This window comes from Methylocaldum sp. RMAD-M (assembly GCF_017832375.1).
Taxonomy (GTDB): domain Bacteria; phylum Pseudomonadota; class Gammaproteobacteria; order Methylococcales; family Methylococcaceae; genus Methylocaldum.
Window position 1 is genome coordinate 226,257 of record NZ_JAFIBZ010000001.1, and the last position, 15,071, is coordinate 241,327.

Consider the following 15,071-nt stretch of genomic DNA (forward strand, 5'->3'; position numbering starts at 1 on the left):
TCCTCTTTCAAGCTTCGATGCGTTTTTCTTCGAACCATCGGTACAGGGTCGGCAGCACCACCAGGGTGAGCAAGGTTGAGGTGATCAATCCGCCGATCACCACGATCGCCAGCGGGCGCTGGACTTCGGAGCCGGGACCTGTGGCGAACAGGAAGGGCACCAGGCCGAGCATCGCGACCGTCGCGGTCATCATCACCGGCCGGAAGCGCTGCCTGCAGCCTTCGACGATAGCGTCCGCCTGGCACAGCCCATCTTCCCTCAGCCCTCGAATATAAGACACCAGCACCACCCCGTTCAGCACCGCAATGCCCCACAAGGTGATGAAGCCGACCGAGGCCGGGACCGAGAGGTACTCCCCGGTGAGAAACAGCGAGAAGATGCCGCCCATCGACGCGAACGGCAGCACCAGAATGATGAGGGCGGCGAAGCGTAAGGAGTTGAACAGCAAAAACAACAGAAAGAAGATCGCCGCGATGGTGATGGGGATAATCACCATCAGGCGGTGCATGGCTCGCTCCAGGTTCTCGAATTGTCCGCCCCAGGTGACGTAATAGCCTTCCGGAAGCTTCACTTGCTCGGCGACGGCCTTTTGCAGTTCCGCGACGAAGCCGCCCAAATCGCGGCCCCTGACGTTCGCGCCGATCACCAGACGGCGCCGGGCAGTTTCGCGGCTGATCTGCGCCGGTCCGTCCACGACCTCGATGATGGCCAAATCTTCCAGCGGCACCAGGGCGCCATTGGGGGATTTCAGCAGTATTTGTCCGATGGCCTGCGGATTGTTTCTGAATTTTTCAGGAAACCGGACTACCGCCGAAAACCGCCGCTCGCCCTCGTAGATTTCGGTACTGACGCGGCCGCCGATGGCGGTCTCGATGATGTCGTTGATGTCGGCCACGTTGATGCCGTGGCGGGCGATGGCCTGGCGGTCGATATCGATGGTGAGATACTGCTGGCCGCTCACGCGTTCGACGCGGATGTCGGCGGCGCCTTCGATCGAGTTGAGCACCCTGATGATTTCATCGGCCTTTTGCTTCAGCACTTCCAGTTCGTCGCCGAACAGCTTGATGGCGATATCGGAGCGCACCCCGGTCACCATTTCGTCCACCCGGTCCGAGATCGGCTGCGCCATCACGATATTCACGCCCGGCAGCACCTTGAGCTTTTCGCGGATGGCGTCCATGACATCGTTCTGATCCCAGCCGTCCGGAAGCTGATCCTGGGGCTTGAGCGTCACGATAGGCGTGGATTCGTTTTCCGGCTGCGGATCGGTCGGGCTTTCGCTCCGTCCCAATTGTGAAACGGCTTTAGCCACCCCGGGCACTTCCATTGCCAGGCGCATGGCTTCGCTTTCGAGGCGGATCGACTCGTCCAGCGACATGCTCGGGACCCGGTTGATGCCGGGTACGATGGAGCCTTCCTTCATCTCGGGAATGAAGGACGTTCCCAGGAACGGAAACAGCAAGAGGCTGCAGACCAGTAAAGCTAGGGCGCTCGCAACTACCTTCAAAGGATTGCCCAGGGCAAAGTGCAGCAGCTTGAGGTAGGGTCGCTTCATGAATGCGATGATGCGCGTGTCGTGATCCGCCCCGCCTTTGAGAAGGTAGGAGCACAGCACCGGCGACAGGGTGAGCGACACGATCAGCGAGATGAACAGGGCGATCGCGATGGTGTAGGCGAGCGGCGCGAACATCTTGCCTTCGAGCCCGGTCATCGTCATGAGCGGCAGGAACACCAGGCAGATGATGCCCACCCCGAACAGCACGGGCGTGCCCACCTCGGCGGCGGCGCGCAGAACGATCAAGCTGCGGCTTTCGCCGGTTTCTTTAGCCTCGCCCAAATGGTGAAAGGCGTTTTCCACGACTACCACCGAGCCGTCCACCATGATGCCGATGGCAATGGCGAGCCCGCCGAGGGACATCAAGTTGGCCGAGATTCCGTAGTGGTTCATCGCCATGAAGGTAACCAGCGGCGTGATGATCAGCGTCGCCACCACGATCAGGCTGGAGCGGATGTCGCCCAAGTACAGGAACAGCACGATCACCACCAGGAAAATGCCTTCCATCAGTACCTTGGTCACGGTGTGGATCGCCGCGTCTACCAGGTCGGTGCGATCGTAGAACGGCACGATTTTAAGACCGTCCGGCAGCATCCCTTGTTCGTTGATTTCGTTGATCCGTTCTTTGACTCGGCCGACGATCTCCTTGGCGTTGCCGCCGCGGAGCTGCAGAACGATCCCGCCCACGGCTTCCGTGTAGCCGTTCTTGATCACGGCGCCGGAACGTACCGCATGACCGATGCGTACCTCGCTGACATCGTGGATATAGATAGGCGTGCCCTCGATTTCCTTGAGGACGATGTTGCCGATATCCTCGACATCGTGAATCAAGCCGACACCGCGGATGAGGTATTGTTCGGCGTATTGCGGCAATTTGCCGCCGCCGCTGTTGGCGTTGTTCAGGGCCAGCGCGGTGTAGACGTCTTTTAGCGTCAGGCCGTAATGGCGCAAGCGGTCTGGATTGGGAAGGACCTGATACTGACGCTCCAAGCCGCCGATCGAGTTGATTTCGGCGACGCCGGGGATGCCGCGGAGCAGTGGGCGGACTACCCAATCCTGTATGGTCCTGCGCTCGGTCAGTTCCTCCTCGGTCAGGGCGCGTTCGCCGTCGTCGGACCGCTCCAGGGTGTATTGGTAGACTTCGCCCAGTCCCGAGGAAACCGGTCCGAGAACGGGCGTGACGCCTTCCGGCAAGCGTTCCGCCGCTTCGATCAGCCGTTCGAGCACCAGTTGCCGGGCGAAATAGACATCGGTTTCGTCGTTGAAGACCAGGACGATCTGCGACAGAGCATTGCGGTTCACCGAGCGCATCTCGACCAGGCCTGGAAGCCCCGTCATGGCGATTTCCAAAGGAACGGTCACGAATCGCTCGACTTCTTCCGCAGAGCTGCCGGGCACTTCGGCGGCCACTTGGACTTGGACGTTGGTCACGTCGGGAAATGCGTCGATGGATAGGTTCTGCATGGCGTTGAAGCCGAACGCGACCAGGCACAACGCGATGATGACGACTACCAGTCGCTGCTTCAGGGCGGCGCGGATCAAGTTTTCGATCATGGCCTACTCCAGCTCTTTGCGGATACGCTCGTTGTTCAGATGGAACGCGCCATCGACGACTATCCGCTGTCCTTCGGTCAATCCCGCGATGACCCGGCGGAGTCCGCCCAGATCCGGGCCCAAGGATACCGGTGTCAATACGAACTGGTCTTCGGTCGCATGCACGAACACATAGTCCCGGTCGCCGGTTCTCACGACGGCTTTGGCCGGGATATTGAGCGAGGTGATTCGGGGCCGATGAATGACCATGGTCGCCAGCATTTCCGGTTTGATCTTGCGTTCCGGGTTTTCAAGCTCCATGCGCACGGTCACCGTGCGAGTCGATGGATTGACGATATCCGCCACGTAGATCACCTTGCCGGTGATTTTCTGTCCGGGCAGCGCCGGAATCTGCACCTCGGCCCGGCCTCCTATTTCGACCAGATAGGCTTTCTGCTCCGGTGCTTCGGCTACGACCCAGACTTCGGACAGATCGGCGATCGTGAACAAGTCATCGGCGGGCTGGACGATTTGGCCTATGGAAATCTCCCGCTCGATGACCGTTCCCGACAGCGTAGCCGTGACCGGGATCACCGAATCGATCTGGCCGCTGTTCGACAGGCGTTGAATGGCGTTCTCGCTCATGCCCATTACCGCCAGTTGGTCCGCGCTGGCGCGGACTTCCACCTCGACTTCCGTCAATTCGCTTTCCCGCTCGGTGAGCTCCGCACGGCTGATCACGTCGGCTTTCAGCAGCCGGCGCGCCCGGTCGACCGCCAGCCGGTGCAGGTTCATTTGCGTCTTGGCTTTCAAATATGCGGCCTGAGCGATGCTCAGCTCGGTGCTGTTGATGGTCGCCAAGCGCTCACCTTGGCGCACGTTTTGTCCAATGAAGGCCATTACGTTGGTCACCCGGCCGGTGACGCTCGGCCCGACGCGAGCCACTCGGTGCTCGTTCAATGTGACCCGGCCCGGCAAATGAAGGGTTTCGCCGATTTCCGTCGATGTGACAGGTTCGATTTTGAGTCGTTCAAGTAATGATGGGGGCGCCTTGACGGCAATCTCGGCGGTCGTCTCCGCATTTTGGAGCTCCTGCTGTCCGAAGACGGGCCAGACGCCAAGTGCAAGCAACGCAAAAAATATGGGTTTTTTCATAACGGCTGATCCTGATAGTCCTGAGCCCGAAGCCGCTCGATTTCGAGCAGCGCGGCGTTCTTATCGAACAAGGCGTTGATGTAGTCGACGCGTACCGCTTGAAATGTGCGCTGGGCATCCAAATAATCGAGAATGCCTCTTTCGCCGAGGCGGTAGGCGGCTTCGGCGACTTTCAGTGCCGATTCGGCTTCGCGCAGCAGGCCGGATTCGAAGGTCTCGATTTGCTGACTGGCGATGCGGAAGGCGGTAATCGCGGTGTCCAGTTCGTATACGAGGCTCAGTTGCTGCTGATTCGCTAGGGCGTCCGCCCGCGCCCGGTCGGCGGCGGCGCGGGCGATGGGGCCTTGCCGCTGATTCCACAGAGGAAGCGGCACGATGAGGTCGACCCGCCATTGCTCCAGGTGGGGCTCACGATAGACGCCGGCTTTTATGGTGGGTTGGGGATAGCGCAGGGCCTGTTCCAGTTCGAGCTGGGACTTGGCCCGGTCGACTTCCGCGCGCGCCTGAACTAGGGCCGGGTGATTTTGCAAGACGCTATCCCGGAGTTTATCGAGGTCGGGGGGAGGAATTTCGGACGGCAGTTCGCCGGCGATTTCTATCTTGGGAGGCAATGCGCCGCCGATAAAGGCGCGCAGGGCGGTTTTTGCCTGTTCTACGCGCAAGGCGGCGCTTTCCCGGTTTTTGGTGGCCCCCAACAGTTCCGCTTCCGCCTTGACCAGTTCGTAGCGGGAGGATTCACCGACCTCGACGCGCAACCTGATCTTATCGCGTATGGATTCGAGGAGCTCCCGATTGGCTTCCGTCATACGAAGCAGCTCCTGCTGCCGCAGCACGTTATAGAACGCCTGCTTGACCCGGGTCAGCACATTGAGGCTGACAACGCGGTAGGATGCGCTGGCCGCTTCCACACCGGCTTCGCCGGCTTCCCGGCGAGGGCGGCGGACATACGGGAGTTCGATGGGTTGAGCGATATCGACGCCGCCCAGAGCTCCCCTCAAGACCCCCGCATCCCGCGCTACCGATTCTCCGGCTCCCATTTGAATCTCGGGGTTGGGATAAGCCTTGGCGGTGATCAGATCGCCTTCCGCTCCCTGGACTTGGGCGCGGGCAGCGACGAGTTCGGGATTGTTTTTGAGGGTCAGGTCAAGTATTTGGCTCAGAGTCAGTGGCTCGCTGGCCACAGCCGGACCGAGCATGGCCAAGGCCAGCGATCCCCATAGACAAAGCGATTGCCGTCGGTGCAGAAACATTCATGTCCTCAAGCTTCTAAGTTTGGAACAGGCGCGATCACACGGCGGATCGGAGCCGCTGTGCTCGCTTCGGCGGCCGATCAATGCCTGCCGCCGATCAAAACAGAAGATGATGAATCAGAGTCGGCGCGGAGGTGGGACTGTCGGTTTGGAAATCCAGCCCGTCGTTACGTTCTCGCTGGCCGCGAGAATCTTCGCAAGAGGACGCGACAACGGATAACAGTAAAAAGGGAGCAGGTAACGGTCGGGGTCATGATCGTCGTCGTCGTCGGCGCACGTCTGATGTTTGGCGGATGGTACGCGATCTTTATGAGGATCGGACTTATTGCTTTCCTGTGCGACGGATTCTGCGGCAGCGGGTGCCAAATGAGGAAAATCGACAAGGAATTGGAAGCGGGAAATCAGAATGAGCGCGCAGAAAAAGGCGATTAGTACGACTAAGCCGATACGTTCCTTGGGAAAGGATGAATCGATTGTTGTGGATACCCAAGGCTGCATTATTTCTCGAACAAAATGACAGATCGGCCAGTGCAAAAGCGGATGTTATAACTCCGGAATTCTACCCATCGTTCCCATGGTTTACAAACCAAGAGCTTTTAATAATGTGTTCCACAAAACGGTGAAGCCTTGTAAGCACCAAGAATTTGGGGAAGCGTATCGGCTCATGCCAAAACCTCAATCCAAGAGAGCGAAGCGCAGCATGTTTGTGGTGCTTCAAACTAAGGAGATTGTTTTTTAAGGAAAATTATTCAAACCTCAGGTCAAGCCCGCGCACACGCCCAAACATCGACTCTAGCAACACCTGCCCGGCGTAACGCCCCGGCAAGCTCCTTCGCCGTTGCACCGGTGGTGATGACATCATCCAAAATGGCTACGTGCCGATGCTCGATCGGCGTTTCAACCGCGAAGGCGTTGCGCAGGTTCTTGCGGCGCTGTTTGGCGGGAAGTTCTGCTTGGGCGGCGGTCGCGCAGATGCGGCGGCAGCTGTGGAGATCGAGCGGAATGTCCAAGCGGCGCGAAACCGTACGTGCGATCTCGATGGCCTGGTTGAATCCCCGTTGGCGGTACCGGCTAGGATGGAGCGGAACCGGCATGATGGCGCAGGGCGTTTCTTTCAGTGCCGCCAGTTTTTCCGCCATTAGAATGCCCAAGAGCCGCCCGCAAGGATAACGGGCGCCGAATTTCAGCGAATGAATCAGGTGGCGGACGGGCTCCTCGTAACGAAACACGGCGAATGCCGAGTGGAAAACCGGGGGCTTTTTCTGACAGCTTCCGCAGACCTGCGGCACGGGGGACTCGATGGGAATGGCGCAGCGCGGGCATGCCATGGTGTTATAAGGCAAAGATTGCCGGCAGCCCCGGCAAAGATCGATGCCATTGCCGCCCGGATCGCCGCATAACAAACAGGTGGGTGGATACAGCCAATTCTGTATAATGTTTGGCCACTTGTTCACGTTTTTCCGTTTTTGAAGTTGACAGCGTTCAGTCGCCGGTTCCGGCCATAGTTTAAGTCTTTCCCGGAGTAGCCATGAAAATAGCAGAAGAGTTCCAGTTGAATGCAGCGGCCCAAGCGTATTTTTCGGGTAGTCCGCTGCGTCACGACTGGCGATTGGATGAGGTCGAGGCATTGTTTGCTTTGCCGTTCAACGATCTCGTCTATCGGGCGCAAACCGTTCACCGGCAACATTTTAATCCGAACGAGGTTCAGGTCAGCAGTCTCCTGAGCATCAAAACCGGCGCTTGTTCGGAGGACTGCGCCTACTGTCCGCAGAGCGCCCGTTACGACACGGATTTGAAGCGCGAAGATTTGATGCCTTTGGACGAGGTGCTGAACGCGGCGCGCGTGGCCAAAGACCAGGGCGCAACCCGGTTTTGCATGGGGGCGGCCTGGCGCAGTCCGAAAGACCGCGACGTCGAGCGGGTTTGCGAGATGATCGAGGGCGTGAAAGCTTTGGGACTGGAAACCTGCGTCACTCTGGGCATGCTCACGGACGGCCAGACGCAGCGGCTGAAAGAGTCCGGGCTCGACTATTACAACCACAATCTGGACACCTCGGAAGAGTATTACTCCAAGATCATTACAACCCGCACCTATCAGGACCGTCTCGATACGCTGGAGCGCGTACGCGATGCCGGGATCAACGTGTGCTGCGGCGGAATCGTCGGAATGGGGGAGAGCGACCGGGACCGCGCAGGGCTGCTTCTCGAATTGGCGAATCTGCCGAAACATCCCGAGAGCGTGCCCATCAACATGCTGGTTCAGGTGGAGGGCACGCCCTTGGCCGGGGCGTCCAGGCTGGATTCTTTCGTTTTCGTGAGGACGGTCGCCGTGGCGCGCATCCTAATGCCGAAATCGCGGGTGCGTTTGTCCGCCGGACGTACGGATATGAGCGATGAAATCCAAGCGCTGTGTTTCCTCGCCGGCGCCAACTCCATTTTCTACGGCGAAAAGCTTTTGACGACGGAAAATCCGACCGTCGAGAACGATAAGCGGCTTTTCCGGCGCCTCGGGATTCGGATGTCCGGATGCGTCGATCACGCTTGAGCGTTTTTCCGAAAGCTCGGAATTGCTGAAAGTACATGTGGCGTAACTGGCTGCGCGGTCAGCTCGACGAGATCGAAAAGCGGGGGCTCTACCGTCGGCGCCAGGTCGTCGAAGGGCCTCAGGGCGCCGAAGTCACCGTCGACGGACGGCGTGTGGTCAACTTTTGCAGCAACGACTATCTTGGGCTCGCGAACCATCCGGCCGTCGTCGCAGCGTTCCGGCAGGGAGCCGAGCGCTATGGCGTCGGGGCCGGCGCGGCTCACCTGGTCTGTGGTCACGGTCGCGCTCATCATGCATTGGAGGAAGAACTGGCCGAATTTACCGGCAGGGAACGCGCCTTGCTGTTTTCCACCGGCTACATGGCCAATCTCGGTGTGATTTCCGCTTTAGCGGGGCGCGGCGATGAGGTTTTCGAGGATCGCCTCAATCATGCCTCGTTGCTCGACGCTGCGCTGCTTTCGGGCGCCCGGCTCAAGCGTTATCCCCATTCCGATCCTGCGGCGCTGGGGCGCGAGCTGGAGCTCTCCGCCGGAAAGCGATGTCTCATAGCGAGCGACGGAGTATTCAGCATGGATGGCGATCTCGCTCCGCTTCCCGCTTTGGCGGCGTTGGCCCGGCAACGGAGCGCTTTGCTGATGATCGACGATGCCCACGGTCTCGGGGTAACGGGAGACGGCGGGCGCGGCAGCCTGGCTCGGTTCGGTTTGACTCCGGACGATGTGCCGGTGCTCGTCGGCACTCTCGGAAAGGCATTCGGCACCTTCGGCGCATTCGTCGCCGGTAGCGCAGATCTTATCGAGTTTCTGATCCAGCGCGGCCGTACCTATATTTACACGACGGCCATGCCTCAAGCCGTGGCGGAAGCAACCCGGGCCAGCCTGCGCCTGATTCGGGAAGAATCCTGGCGGCGGGACAGAGTGAACGGTCTGGTACATCGCTTCCGCACCGGGGCTGCGCAGATAGGGCTGCGTCTCATGGAATCCGATACCCCGATTCAGCCGATCGTGGTAGGCGACAATCAAAGCGCCGTGCGAGCGAGCGAGGTCTTGCTGTCCGCCGGCTTCCTGGCCGCCGCCATTCGGCCGCCGACCGTTCCGGCGGGTACGGCGCGCTTGCGTTTCACATTTACCGCCGAGCATACCGAGGCTCAGGTGGACCGGCTTTTGGGGGCGCTGGCCGATCTGCCGCTTGAAACATTCGGCAGCAACGGGGGTGAGGATCGTAGTATGACCAACGAGGCCCTCCCGTCTCCCGCAGGTCATTCGGGATGAGAAAGCGAGATCTGTTGTACCGGGAAACTTTCGGTCAAGGGCCGGATCTCGTTATGGTGCATGGCTGGGGAATGCACAGCGGTATTTGGCGGGATTTTGCGGAGATGCTGGCCGCCAAGGCTCGGGTCACTTTGGTCGACCTTCCGGGGCATGGGCGCAGCGAAAGCATCGCCGACTTTTCCATCGATCATCTTGCCGATGCCTTGATGGAGACCGCGCCGGAGCGTGCCCACTGGCTGGGCTGGTCGCTGGGAGCTTTGCCCGTGCTGCACATTGCGGATCAATGCCCGACCCGCGCGAAAAGCATCATCGTCGTGGCCGGAAGTGCGCGTTTCGTGGCCGACTCGAAGAACCGCGGAGCGGAAAACGATTGGCCGGGCGTCGATCCCGCGCTGCTCGCGGAGTTTGCTTCAGCCTTGGAAGAGGATTATGAAGGCACGATCCGGCATTTTCTCGGGCTTCAAATCTTCGGCATGGAGAACGCGAGGCTACTGGTCAAGGAGTTGGCGGCGAAAGTGGCGGAATGCGATCCCCCCGATGGGGCGGCGCTGCACAGCGGGTTGAATTTGCTGCGGCAGGCCGATTTGCGCGAAGTCTTGCGTCGATCAATCGTTCCCAGCTTGATTATTCTGGGGGCGCGGGACCGATTGGTTCCCAAGTCCGCCGGGGCGTCGATGCAAGCGCTGAACCCTCGAAGCGAATTGCATGTGATCGATGGGGCGGCCCATCTGCCGTTTCTCACGCATCCCGCGGAGACCGCCTCGTTCATTACGGATTTCGTCGCAAGACATGATGGCTGTTGAATCTTTGCCAACCAGCGAATGCGGCTCCGACGGCCGTCCCGATAAGCGGTTGATCGGTCGTTCTTTTGGCGCAGCCGCGGAACGTTATGACGGACTCGCTGAATTGCAGCGCAGGGTAGGCGAGAAGCTGCTGTCCCGTTTGGCGGGTATGAGCCTCGCTCCGGAGAGAATCGTGGATGCTGGTTCCGGAACCGGGTATTTGGCGACACGGCTGATTGAGCTGTATCCAAAGGCGGACCTCGTGGCTTTGGATATCGCTGAAGGCATGCTGCGTTTCGCCAAGTCGCGGTATGGCGAGTCGGGGGCCGGACGGTTGGTATGCGGCGATGCCGAGGCAATGCCATTTCGGGACCGTTCGATCGACCTGGTTTTTTCCAATGTGGCGATTCAATGGTGTTCCGGCCTCGACTCCGTATTTCGCGAAATCGGGCGCGTCTTGAGGCCGGCCGGTATCGCTCTTTTCAGCACGTTTGGTGCCGAGACGCTGAAGGAACTTCGGTCCGCATGGGCATCGGTCGACGATTACTCCCACGTCAATCGGTTCGGCGATTCTGCGGCGGTGAGGTCGGCCCTGCGAGAGGCGGGATTCCAGGAAATCGATGTCGCCGCCGAGGTCCATAGGCTGGAGTACGGCTCGGTTTATGACTTGATGCGAGAATTGAAGGGCCTTGGTGCTCATAATGTAACGCTAGACAGACCGCGCCATTTAACCGGCAAGGGCGCGTTGCGGCGCATGATCGCGGCCTATGAACGGCAATCGGGCGGCAGTGGTCTGGATGCCACCTTCGAGGTCGTTTATGGGTGTGCCAGAGGTCCCGCGAAATGTCGTTGAAGGCGCGCGGTATCTTCGTGACGGGTACCGACACCGGCGTCGGCAAGACCATCATAAGCTTGGGGTTGATGCGGCTGTTACAGGACGCCGGACTGAAAGTGGCGGGCATGAAACCGGTGGCGACCGGAGCATTTTGGCAGGATGGACGGTTGGTCAACGAGGATGCCTTGACGCTTCAGGCGAATGCGTCGATTCGGCTGGACTACAATCAGGTCAATCCATTCGTTTTCGAACTCCCGGTTTCGCCCCATATCGCCGCCAAGAAGTCGGGCCGAGAAATCGACTTTCAGCGTATTCTGCAGGTCTACGAGGAATTGGCCGGGTCCGCCGACTACGTGGTGGTGGAAGGTGTCGGCGGCTGGGAGGTGCCTTTGAACGAGCGGCAGCGGGTGGCCGATCTAGTCGGGGTGCTTGGCCTCCCTGTGTTGCTTGTGGTGGGGTTGCGTCTCGGTTGTTTGAATCATGCTTTGCTGACCCAGTGTGCGATCGAAAATGCCGGCGCGAATTGTATAGGCTGGATTGCCAACCAAATCGAACCGGATTTTTTATTGTCTACCGAAAATATCGAGACCTTGGATCATTCGCTCGATTGGCCGTTGCTGGCCGTCGTGCCGTTTAATAGTGAGAAAGAGTTTGTTGCGCGGGATATTTTCCCTACTGTGGTAAAGGATAAAATCTTGCATGCGCTGTATTCATAAGTTACAGTCTCGCGGCTTAAGCTGCGCTAGCTGCAGGCCGGTTTTCTCAGGTGTTTTTGGTTCTGTTTGAGCCCGGACTCGAGTTGGTGTCCGACTCATGAATCGTGCCGAGGTCGGAAGTTCGAATGATCGAGTCAGAACGGGATGCTAGGCCTGGCAGCCAACGATTCGTACTGACGCCGAATGCGTCCCTAAACGGTCGTCAAGCATCGTTTCTGATGCTCGGAATCGCCTTGGTGATGGCGGTTATCGCAGGGAGCTTTGCATCGATGGGTGCGTGGCTCGTGTTGCCATTTTCCGGGGCGGAATGGGTTCTATTGGCCTATTGCTTCAGGCTTGGTCTGAGAAACTGTAGGATTCGCGAAGTCATTACGGTCACGGAGACCTTGGTTCAGTTGGAGCGAGGTTATGGCACACCGGAGCAGATCTACCGATTTCAGCGCGCATGGGTTGCGCTCGATTGGACTGAATCGCCGATAAAAGGGTACCCAAGCCGTTTGTCGTTTCGCTCCCATGGAAAGGAAATTGAAATCGGCCGATTTTTGGCCGAGCCCGAGCGCGCGGCGCTCGCGAGCGAATTGCGAAAGATTTTGTTTGATAGCAAATGATTAGACACAAAGCATTTCTATAGACTGAGGAGAGGGCTCCGTGAATAAGATAAGACGACTGCTTGCTGGGTTGGGGTTAGTGTTATGGGGGGAAGCGCACGCCGACTATGCACTTAACATGACGCCGGGCGTCACCGAGGTCAGCCGCGATATCCACGATTTACACATGTTGATTCTGTGGATTTGCGTAGTGATCGGCGTAGGCGTGTACGGCCTCATGATTTACTCGATCATGCATCACCGGAAATCCAAAGGAGTGGTGCCGGCGCAGTTTCACGAAAATACAAAACTCGAAATCGTTTGGACGGTTATTCCTTTCCTCATTCTTTTGGGCATGGCTATCCCGGCAACCAGCGTGATGGTCAAGGCTTATGACACCAGTGGAGCGGACATGACCGTCAAGGTCACCGGCTATCAGTGGAAGTGGCGCTATGAATATCTCGACGAAGGCATCGATTTCTTCAGTACCTTGGATGCCAAAAGCAATGAAGCCCGCCAATTGGGTGCCAATATCGATCCCGCCTCAATCCCTAATTATCTGCTGAACGTCGATAATCCTTTGGTGGTCCCGGTCAACAAAAAGATACGGTTTCTGTTCACGGGCGCCGACGTGATCCACTCCTGGTGGGTACCTGACCTCGGCTGGAAGAAAGATACCATTCCAGGCTTCGTGACCGACGCTTGGGCGAAGATCGAGAAACCGGGCATTTACCGCGGGCAGTGCGCGGAACTTTGCGGCCGCGATCATGGCTTCATGCCTATTGTCGTAATCGCCAAGACCAACGAGGAATATAAACAATGGGTTGCCGAGCAGAAGACTAAGGCTGAAGTAGTCAAGGCCGAAGCGACCAAGGCTTTCACCATGGATGAGCTGATGGCGAAAGGGAAGGAGGTTTATAACTCCAGTTGCGCGGGTTGCCATCAGGCCAATGGCGAAGGCATCCCGGGAACTTTCCCGGCGATCAAGGACAGTCCGGTTGCGACCGGCTCGATGGATGAACACCTTAACGTCGTACTGAAAGGCAAGGGAGACATGATGCCTGCATTCGACGATTCGCTCAATCCGGTGGAAGTCGCCGCCGTAGTGACTTATCAGCGGAACGCCTTCGGCAATAACAAGGGCGACATGGTTCAGCCGTCCGAAATCAAGTCGCAACATTAATCGATTAACAGTAGATGAGGTGAAGTGCTATGTCATCAGCAGTGGCAACTCATGATGAGCATCATGACCATGGCCCCGCCAAAGGGATCATGAGATGGGTGTTCACTACCAACCATAAGGACATCGGAACCCTATACATGACCACCGCCCTGATCATGTTCCTGGTCGGAGGCGCTATGGCACTGGTCATTCGTGCCGAGCTGTTCGCACCCGGCATGCAGTTCGTGGATCCGATGTTCTTTAACCAAATGACCACATTGCACGCCCTGGTCATGGTGTTTGGCGCGGTCATGCCGGCTTTTGCAGGCTTGGCAAACTGGATGATCCCGATCATGATCGGTTCGCCGGATATGGCTTTGCCCCGGTTGAATAACTGGAGTTTCTGGCTTCTGCCTTTCGCCTTGCTGCTCCTCGCGAGCACGCTGTTCATGGAGGGCGGTGCGCCGGCAGCCGGGTGGACGCTCTATCCGCCTCTGGTTCTCCAAGGCGGCGCGCATCTGCCGTTTGCCATCTTTTCGGTCCACTTGCTGGGTATCTCGTCGATCATGGCGGCGATCAACATCATCGTCACCGTGTTCAATATGCGCGCGCCCGGCATGACGCTGATGAAGATGCCATTGTTCGTGTGGACCTGGGTCATCACCGCATTCCTCTTGATCGCCGTCATGCCGGTGTTCGCAGGCGCGGTGACCATGCTCCTGACCGACAAGTTCTTCGGCACGAGCTTCTTTAATGCAGCCGGTGGCGGCGACCCAGTGCTTTATCAGCACTTGTTCTGGTTCTTCGGGCATCCCGAGGTTTACATCATGATTCTGCCCTCGTTCGGGGTGATTTCCATGATTATCCCGACGTTTGCGCGCAAGCCGCTGTTCGGTTACAGCTCGATGGTTTATGCCACGGCTTCGATCGGGCTCCTGTCTTTCGTCGTCTGGGCGCATCACCAGTATACCGTCGGCATGCCGCTTGCCGGGGAGCTGTATTTCACCTACGCCACGATGTTGATCGCCGTGCCCACCGGGGTGAAGGTGTTCAACTGGGTCTCCACGATGTGGAAAGGCGCGATGACCTTCGAAACGCCGATGCTATTCGCCATCGCTTTCGTGGTCCTGTTCACGATGGGAGGCTTCACTGGGCTGATGATGGCTATTTCGCCTGCCGACCTCCAGTACCATGACACTTACTTCATCGTCGCCCACTTCCACTATGTGTTGGTGCCCGGTGCGGTATTCGCGCTCTTCGCGGCGACCTATTACTGGCTGCCCAAGTGGACCGGCCACATGTATGACGAGCGTTTGGGCAAGCTACATTTCTGGCTGTCGACCATCTCGGTCAATCTGTTGTTCTTCCCGCAGCACTTTTTGGGACTGGCCGGCATGCCGCGCCGGATTCCGGATTACGCGACCCAGTTTGCGGAATTCAATGCTTGGTCGAGTGTCGGTGCCTTCGTTTTCGGTTTCTCGCAACTGATTTTCGTTTACGTGATCATCAAGGCCATCCGCGGCGGCGAGAAAGCGACCGACGAAGTTTGGGAAGGCGCGCACGAGCACGGTCTGGAATGGACTTTGCCGTCTCCGCCGCCCTACCACACTTGGACGACGGCACCCGAGATCAAATAGGAAACGAAGCGGTCCCCGCCTCTAGGGCGGGGACTGTGGTTTA

Annotated in this window: 13 protein-coding genes; 9 read left to right on the plus strand and 4 right to left on the minus strand. The window is 58.5% G+C overall.

Annotation, left to right across the window (positions count from 1 at the left end; genetic code table 11):
• Positions 1-7: 7 nt before the first annotated feature.
• From JOD69_RS00985 to JOD69_RS00995, 3 genes are read right to left on the minus strand one after another with little or no spacing between them, the layout of a single operon-like run.
• A complete protein-coding gene (locus JOD69_RS00985; protein WP_086135125.1) occupies positions 8-3,109 on the minus strand; it encodes an efflux RND transporter permease subunit in 3,102 nt (1,033 codons plus the stop codon).
• A 3-nt stretch (positions 3,110-3,112) separates the two neighbouring features.
• Positions 3,113-4,243 (minus strand): efflux RND transporter periplasmic adaptor subunit, encoded by a 1,131-nt coding sequence (locus tag JOD69_RS00990; RefSeq protein WP_077732737.1) that lies wholly within the window; start codon positions 4,241-4,243, stop codon positions 3,113-3,115.
• Positions 4,240-5,493, minus strand: coding sequence for a TolC family protein (locus JOD69_RS00995; protein ID WP_086135126.1), 1,254 nt, complete (start codon positions 5,491-5,493; stop codon positions 4,240-4,242). Before JOD69_RS00995 ends, JOD69_RS00990 begins: the two co-directional genes overlap by 4 nt.
• Positions 5,494-5,745: 252 nt before the next feature.
• On the opposite strand from JOD69_RS00995, the gene JOD69_RS01000 reads away from it, so the two are divergent.
• Positions 5,746-5,925 carry a hypothetical protein gene (locus JOD69_RS01000; protein WP_139841141.1) on the plus strand — a complete coding sequence of 60 codons (180 nt, stop codon included), beginning with the start codon at positions 5,746-5,748 and terminating at the stop codon, positions 5,923-5,925.
• A 329-nt stretch (positions 5,926-6,254) separates the two neighbouring features.
• Here JOD69_RS01000 and JOD69_RS01005 read toward each other — a convergent pair whose 3' ends face one another.
• On the minus strand, positions 6,255-6,947 hold the full coding sequence (locus tag JOD69_RS01005) for a ComF family protein (protein WP_210023751.1): 693 nt from the start codon (positions 6,945-6,947) through the stop codon (positions 6,255-6,257).
• Between the two features lie 74 nt (positions 6,948-7,021).
• Here JOD69_RS01005 and bioB point away from each other — a divergent pair, with 74 nt between their 5' ends.
• From bioB to ctaD, 8 genes are all read left to right on the plus strand, one after another.
• Positions 7,022-8,038, plus strand: coding sequence for a biotin synthase BioB (gene bioB, locus JOD69_RS01010; protein WP_210023752.1), 1,017 nt, complete (start codon positions 7,022-7,024; stop codon positions 8,036-8,038).
• Between the two features lie 35 nt (positions 8,039-8,073).
• On the plus strand, positions 8,074-9,309 hold the full coding sequence (gene bioF, locus JOD69_RS01015; protein ID WP_210023753.1) for an 8-amino-7-oxononanoate synthase: 1,236 nt from the start codon (positions 8,074-8,076) through the stop codon (positions 9,307-9,309).
• Complete coding sequence (gene bioH / locus JOD69_RS01020; protein ID WP_077732743.1) at positions 9,306-10,112, plus strand: pimeloyl-ACP methyl ester esterase BioH; 807 nt, start codon at positions 9,306-9,308, stop codon at positions 10,110-10,112. Before bioF ends, bioH begins: the two co-directional genes overlap by 4 nt.
• Positions 10,102-10,944, plus strand: coding sequence for a malonyl-ACP O-methyltransferase BioC (gene bioC / locus JOD69_RS01025; protein WP_210023754.1), 843 nt, complete (start codon positions 10,102-10,104; stop codon positions 10,942-10,944). Before bioH ends, bioC begins: the two co-directional genes overlap by 11 nt.
• Positions 10,935-11,642, plus strand: a complete 708-nt coding sequence (bioD, locus tag JOD69_RS01030) for a dethiobiotin synthase (protein ID WP_210023755.1) — start codon at positions 10,935-10,937, stop codon at positions 11,640-11,642. The genes bioC and bioD overlap by 10 nt, the downstream gene beginning before the upstream one ends.
• A gap of 125 nt (positions 11,643-11,767) precedes the next feature.
• On the plus strand, positions 11,768-12,250 hold the full coding sequence (locus tag JOD69_RS01035; protein ID WP_210023756.1) for a DUF2244 domain-containing protein: 483 nt from the start codon (positions 11,768-11,770) through the stop codon (positions 12,248-12,250).
• A gap of 40 nt (positions 12,251-12,290) precedes the next feature.
• Entirely contained in the window at positions 12,291-13,412 is a 1,122-nt protein-coding gene (coxB, locus tag JOD69_RS01040) for a cytochrome c oxidase subunit II (RefSeq protein ID WP_077732746.1), read from the plus strand.
• Between the two features lie 29 nt (positions 13,413-13,441).
• A complete protein-coding gene (ctaD, locus tag JOD69_RS01045; RefSeq protein WP_086135132.1) occupies positions 13,442-15,028 on the plus strand; it encodes a cytochrome c oxidase subunit I in 1,587 nt (528 codons plus the stop codon).
• Positions 15,029-15,071 lie beyond the last annotated feature (43 nt).

Bases quoted from the DNA above. Each gene is read 5' to 3' on its own strand.
- JOD69_RS00990 (WP_077732737.1), bottom strand. From the start codon at position 4,243: ATGAAAAAACCCATATTTTTTGCGTTGCTTGCACTTGGCGTCTGGCCC.
- JOD69_RS00995 (WP_086135126.1), bottom strand. From the start codon at position 5,493: ATGTTTCTGCACCGACGGCAATCGCTTTGTCTATGGGGATCGCTGGCC.
- bioD (WP_210023755.1), top strand. From the start codon at position 10,935: ATGTCGTTGAAGGCGCGCGGTATCTTCGTGACGGGTACCGACACCGGC.
- bioC (WP_210023754.1), top strand. From the start codon at position 10,102: ATGGCTGTTGAATCTTTGCCAACCAGCGAATGCGGCTCCGACGGCCGT.
- bioB (WP_210023752.1), top strand. From the start codon at position 7,022: ATGAAAATAGCAGAAGAGTTCCAGTTGAATGCAGCGGCCCAAGCGTAT.
- bioH (WP_077732743.1), top strand. From the start codon at position 9,306: ATGAGAAAGCGAGATCTGTTGTACCGGGAAACTTTCGGTCAAGGGCCG.
- bioF (WP_210023753.1), top strand. From the start codon at position 8,074: ATGTGGCGTAACTGGCTGCGCGGTCAGCTCGACGAGATCGAAAAGCGG.
- JOD69_RS01000 (WP_139841141.1), top strand. From the start codon at position 5,746: ATGATCGTCGTCGTCGTCGGCGCACGTCTGATGTTTGGCGGATGGTAC.
- ctaD (WP_086135132.1), top strand. From the start codon at position 13,442: ATGTCATCAGCAGTGGCAACTCATGATGAGCATCATGACCATGGCCCC.
- JOD69_RS01035 (WP_210023756.1), top strand. From the start codon at position 11,768: ATGATCGAGTCAGAACGGGATGCTAGGCCTGGCAGCCAACGATTCGTA.
- JOD69_RS00985 (WP_086135125.1), bottom strand. From the start codon at position 3,109: ATGATCGAAAACTTGATCCGCGCCGCCCTGAAGCAGCGACTGGTAGTC.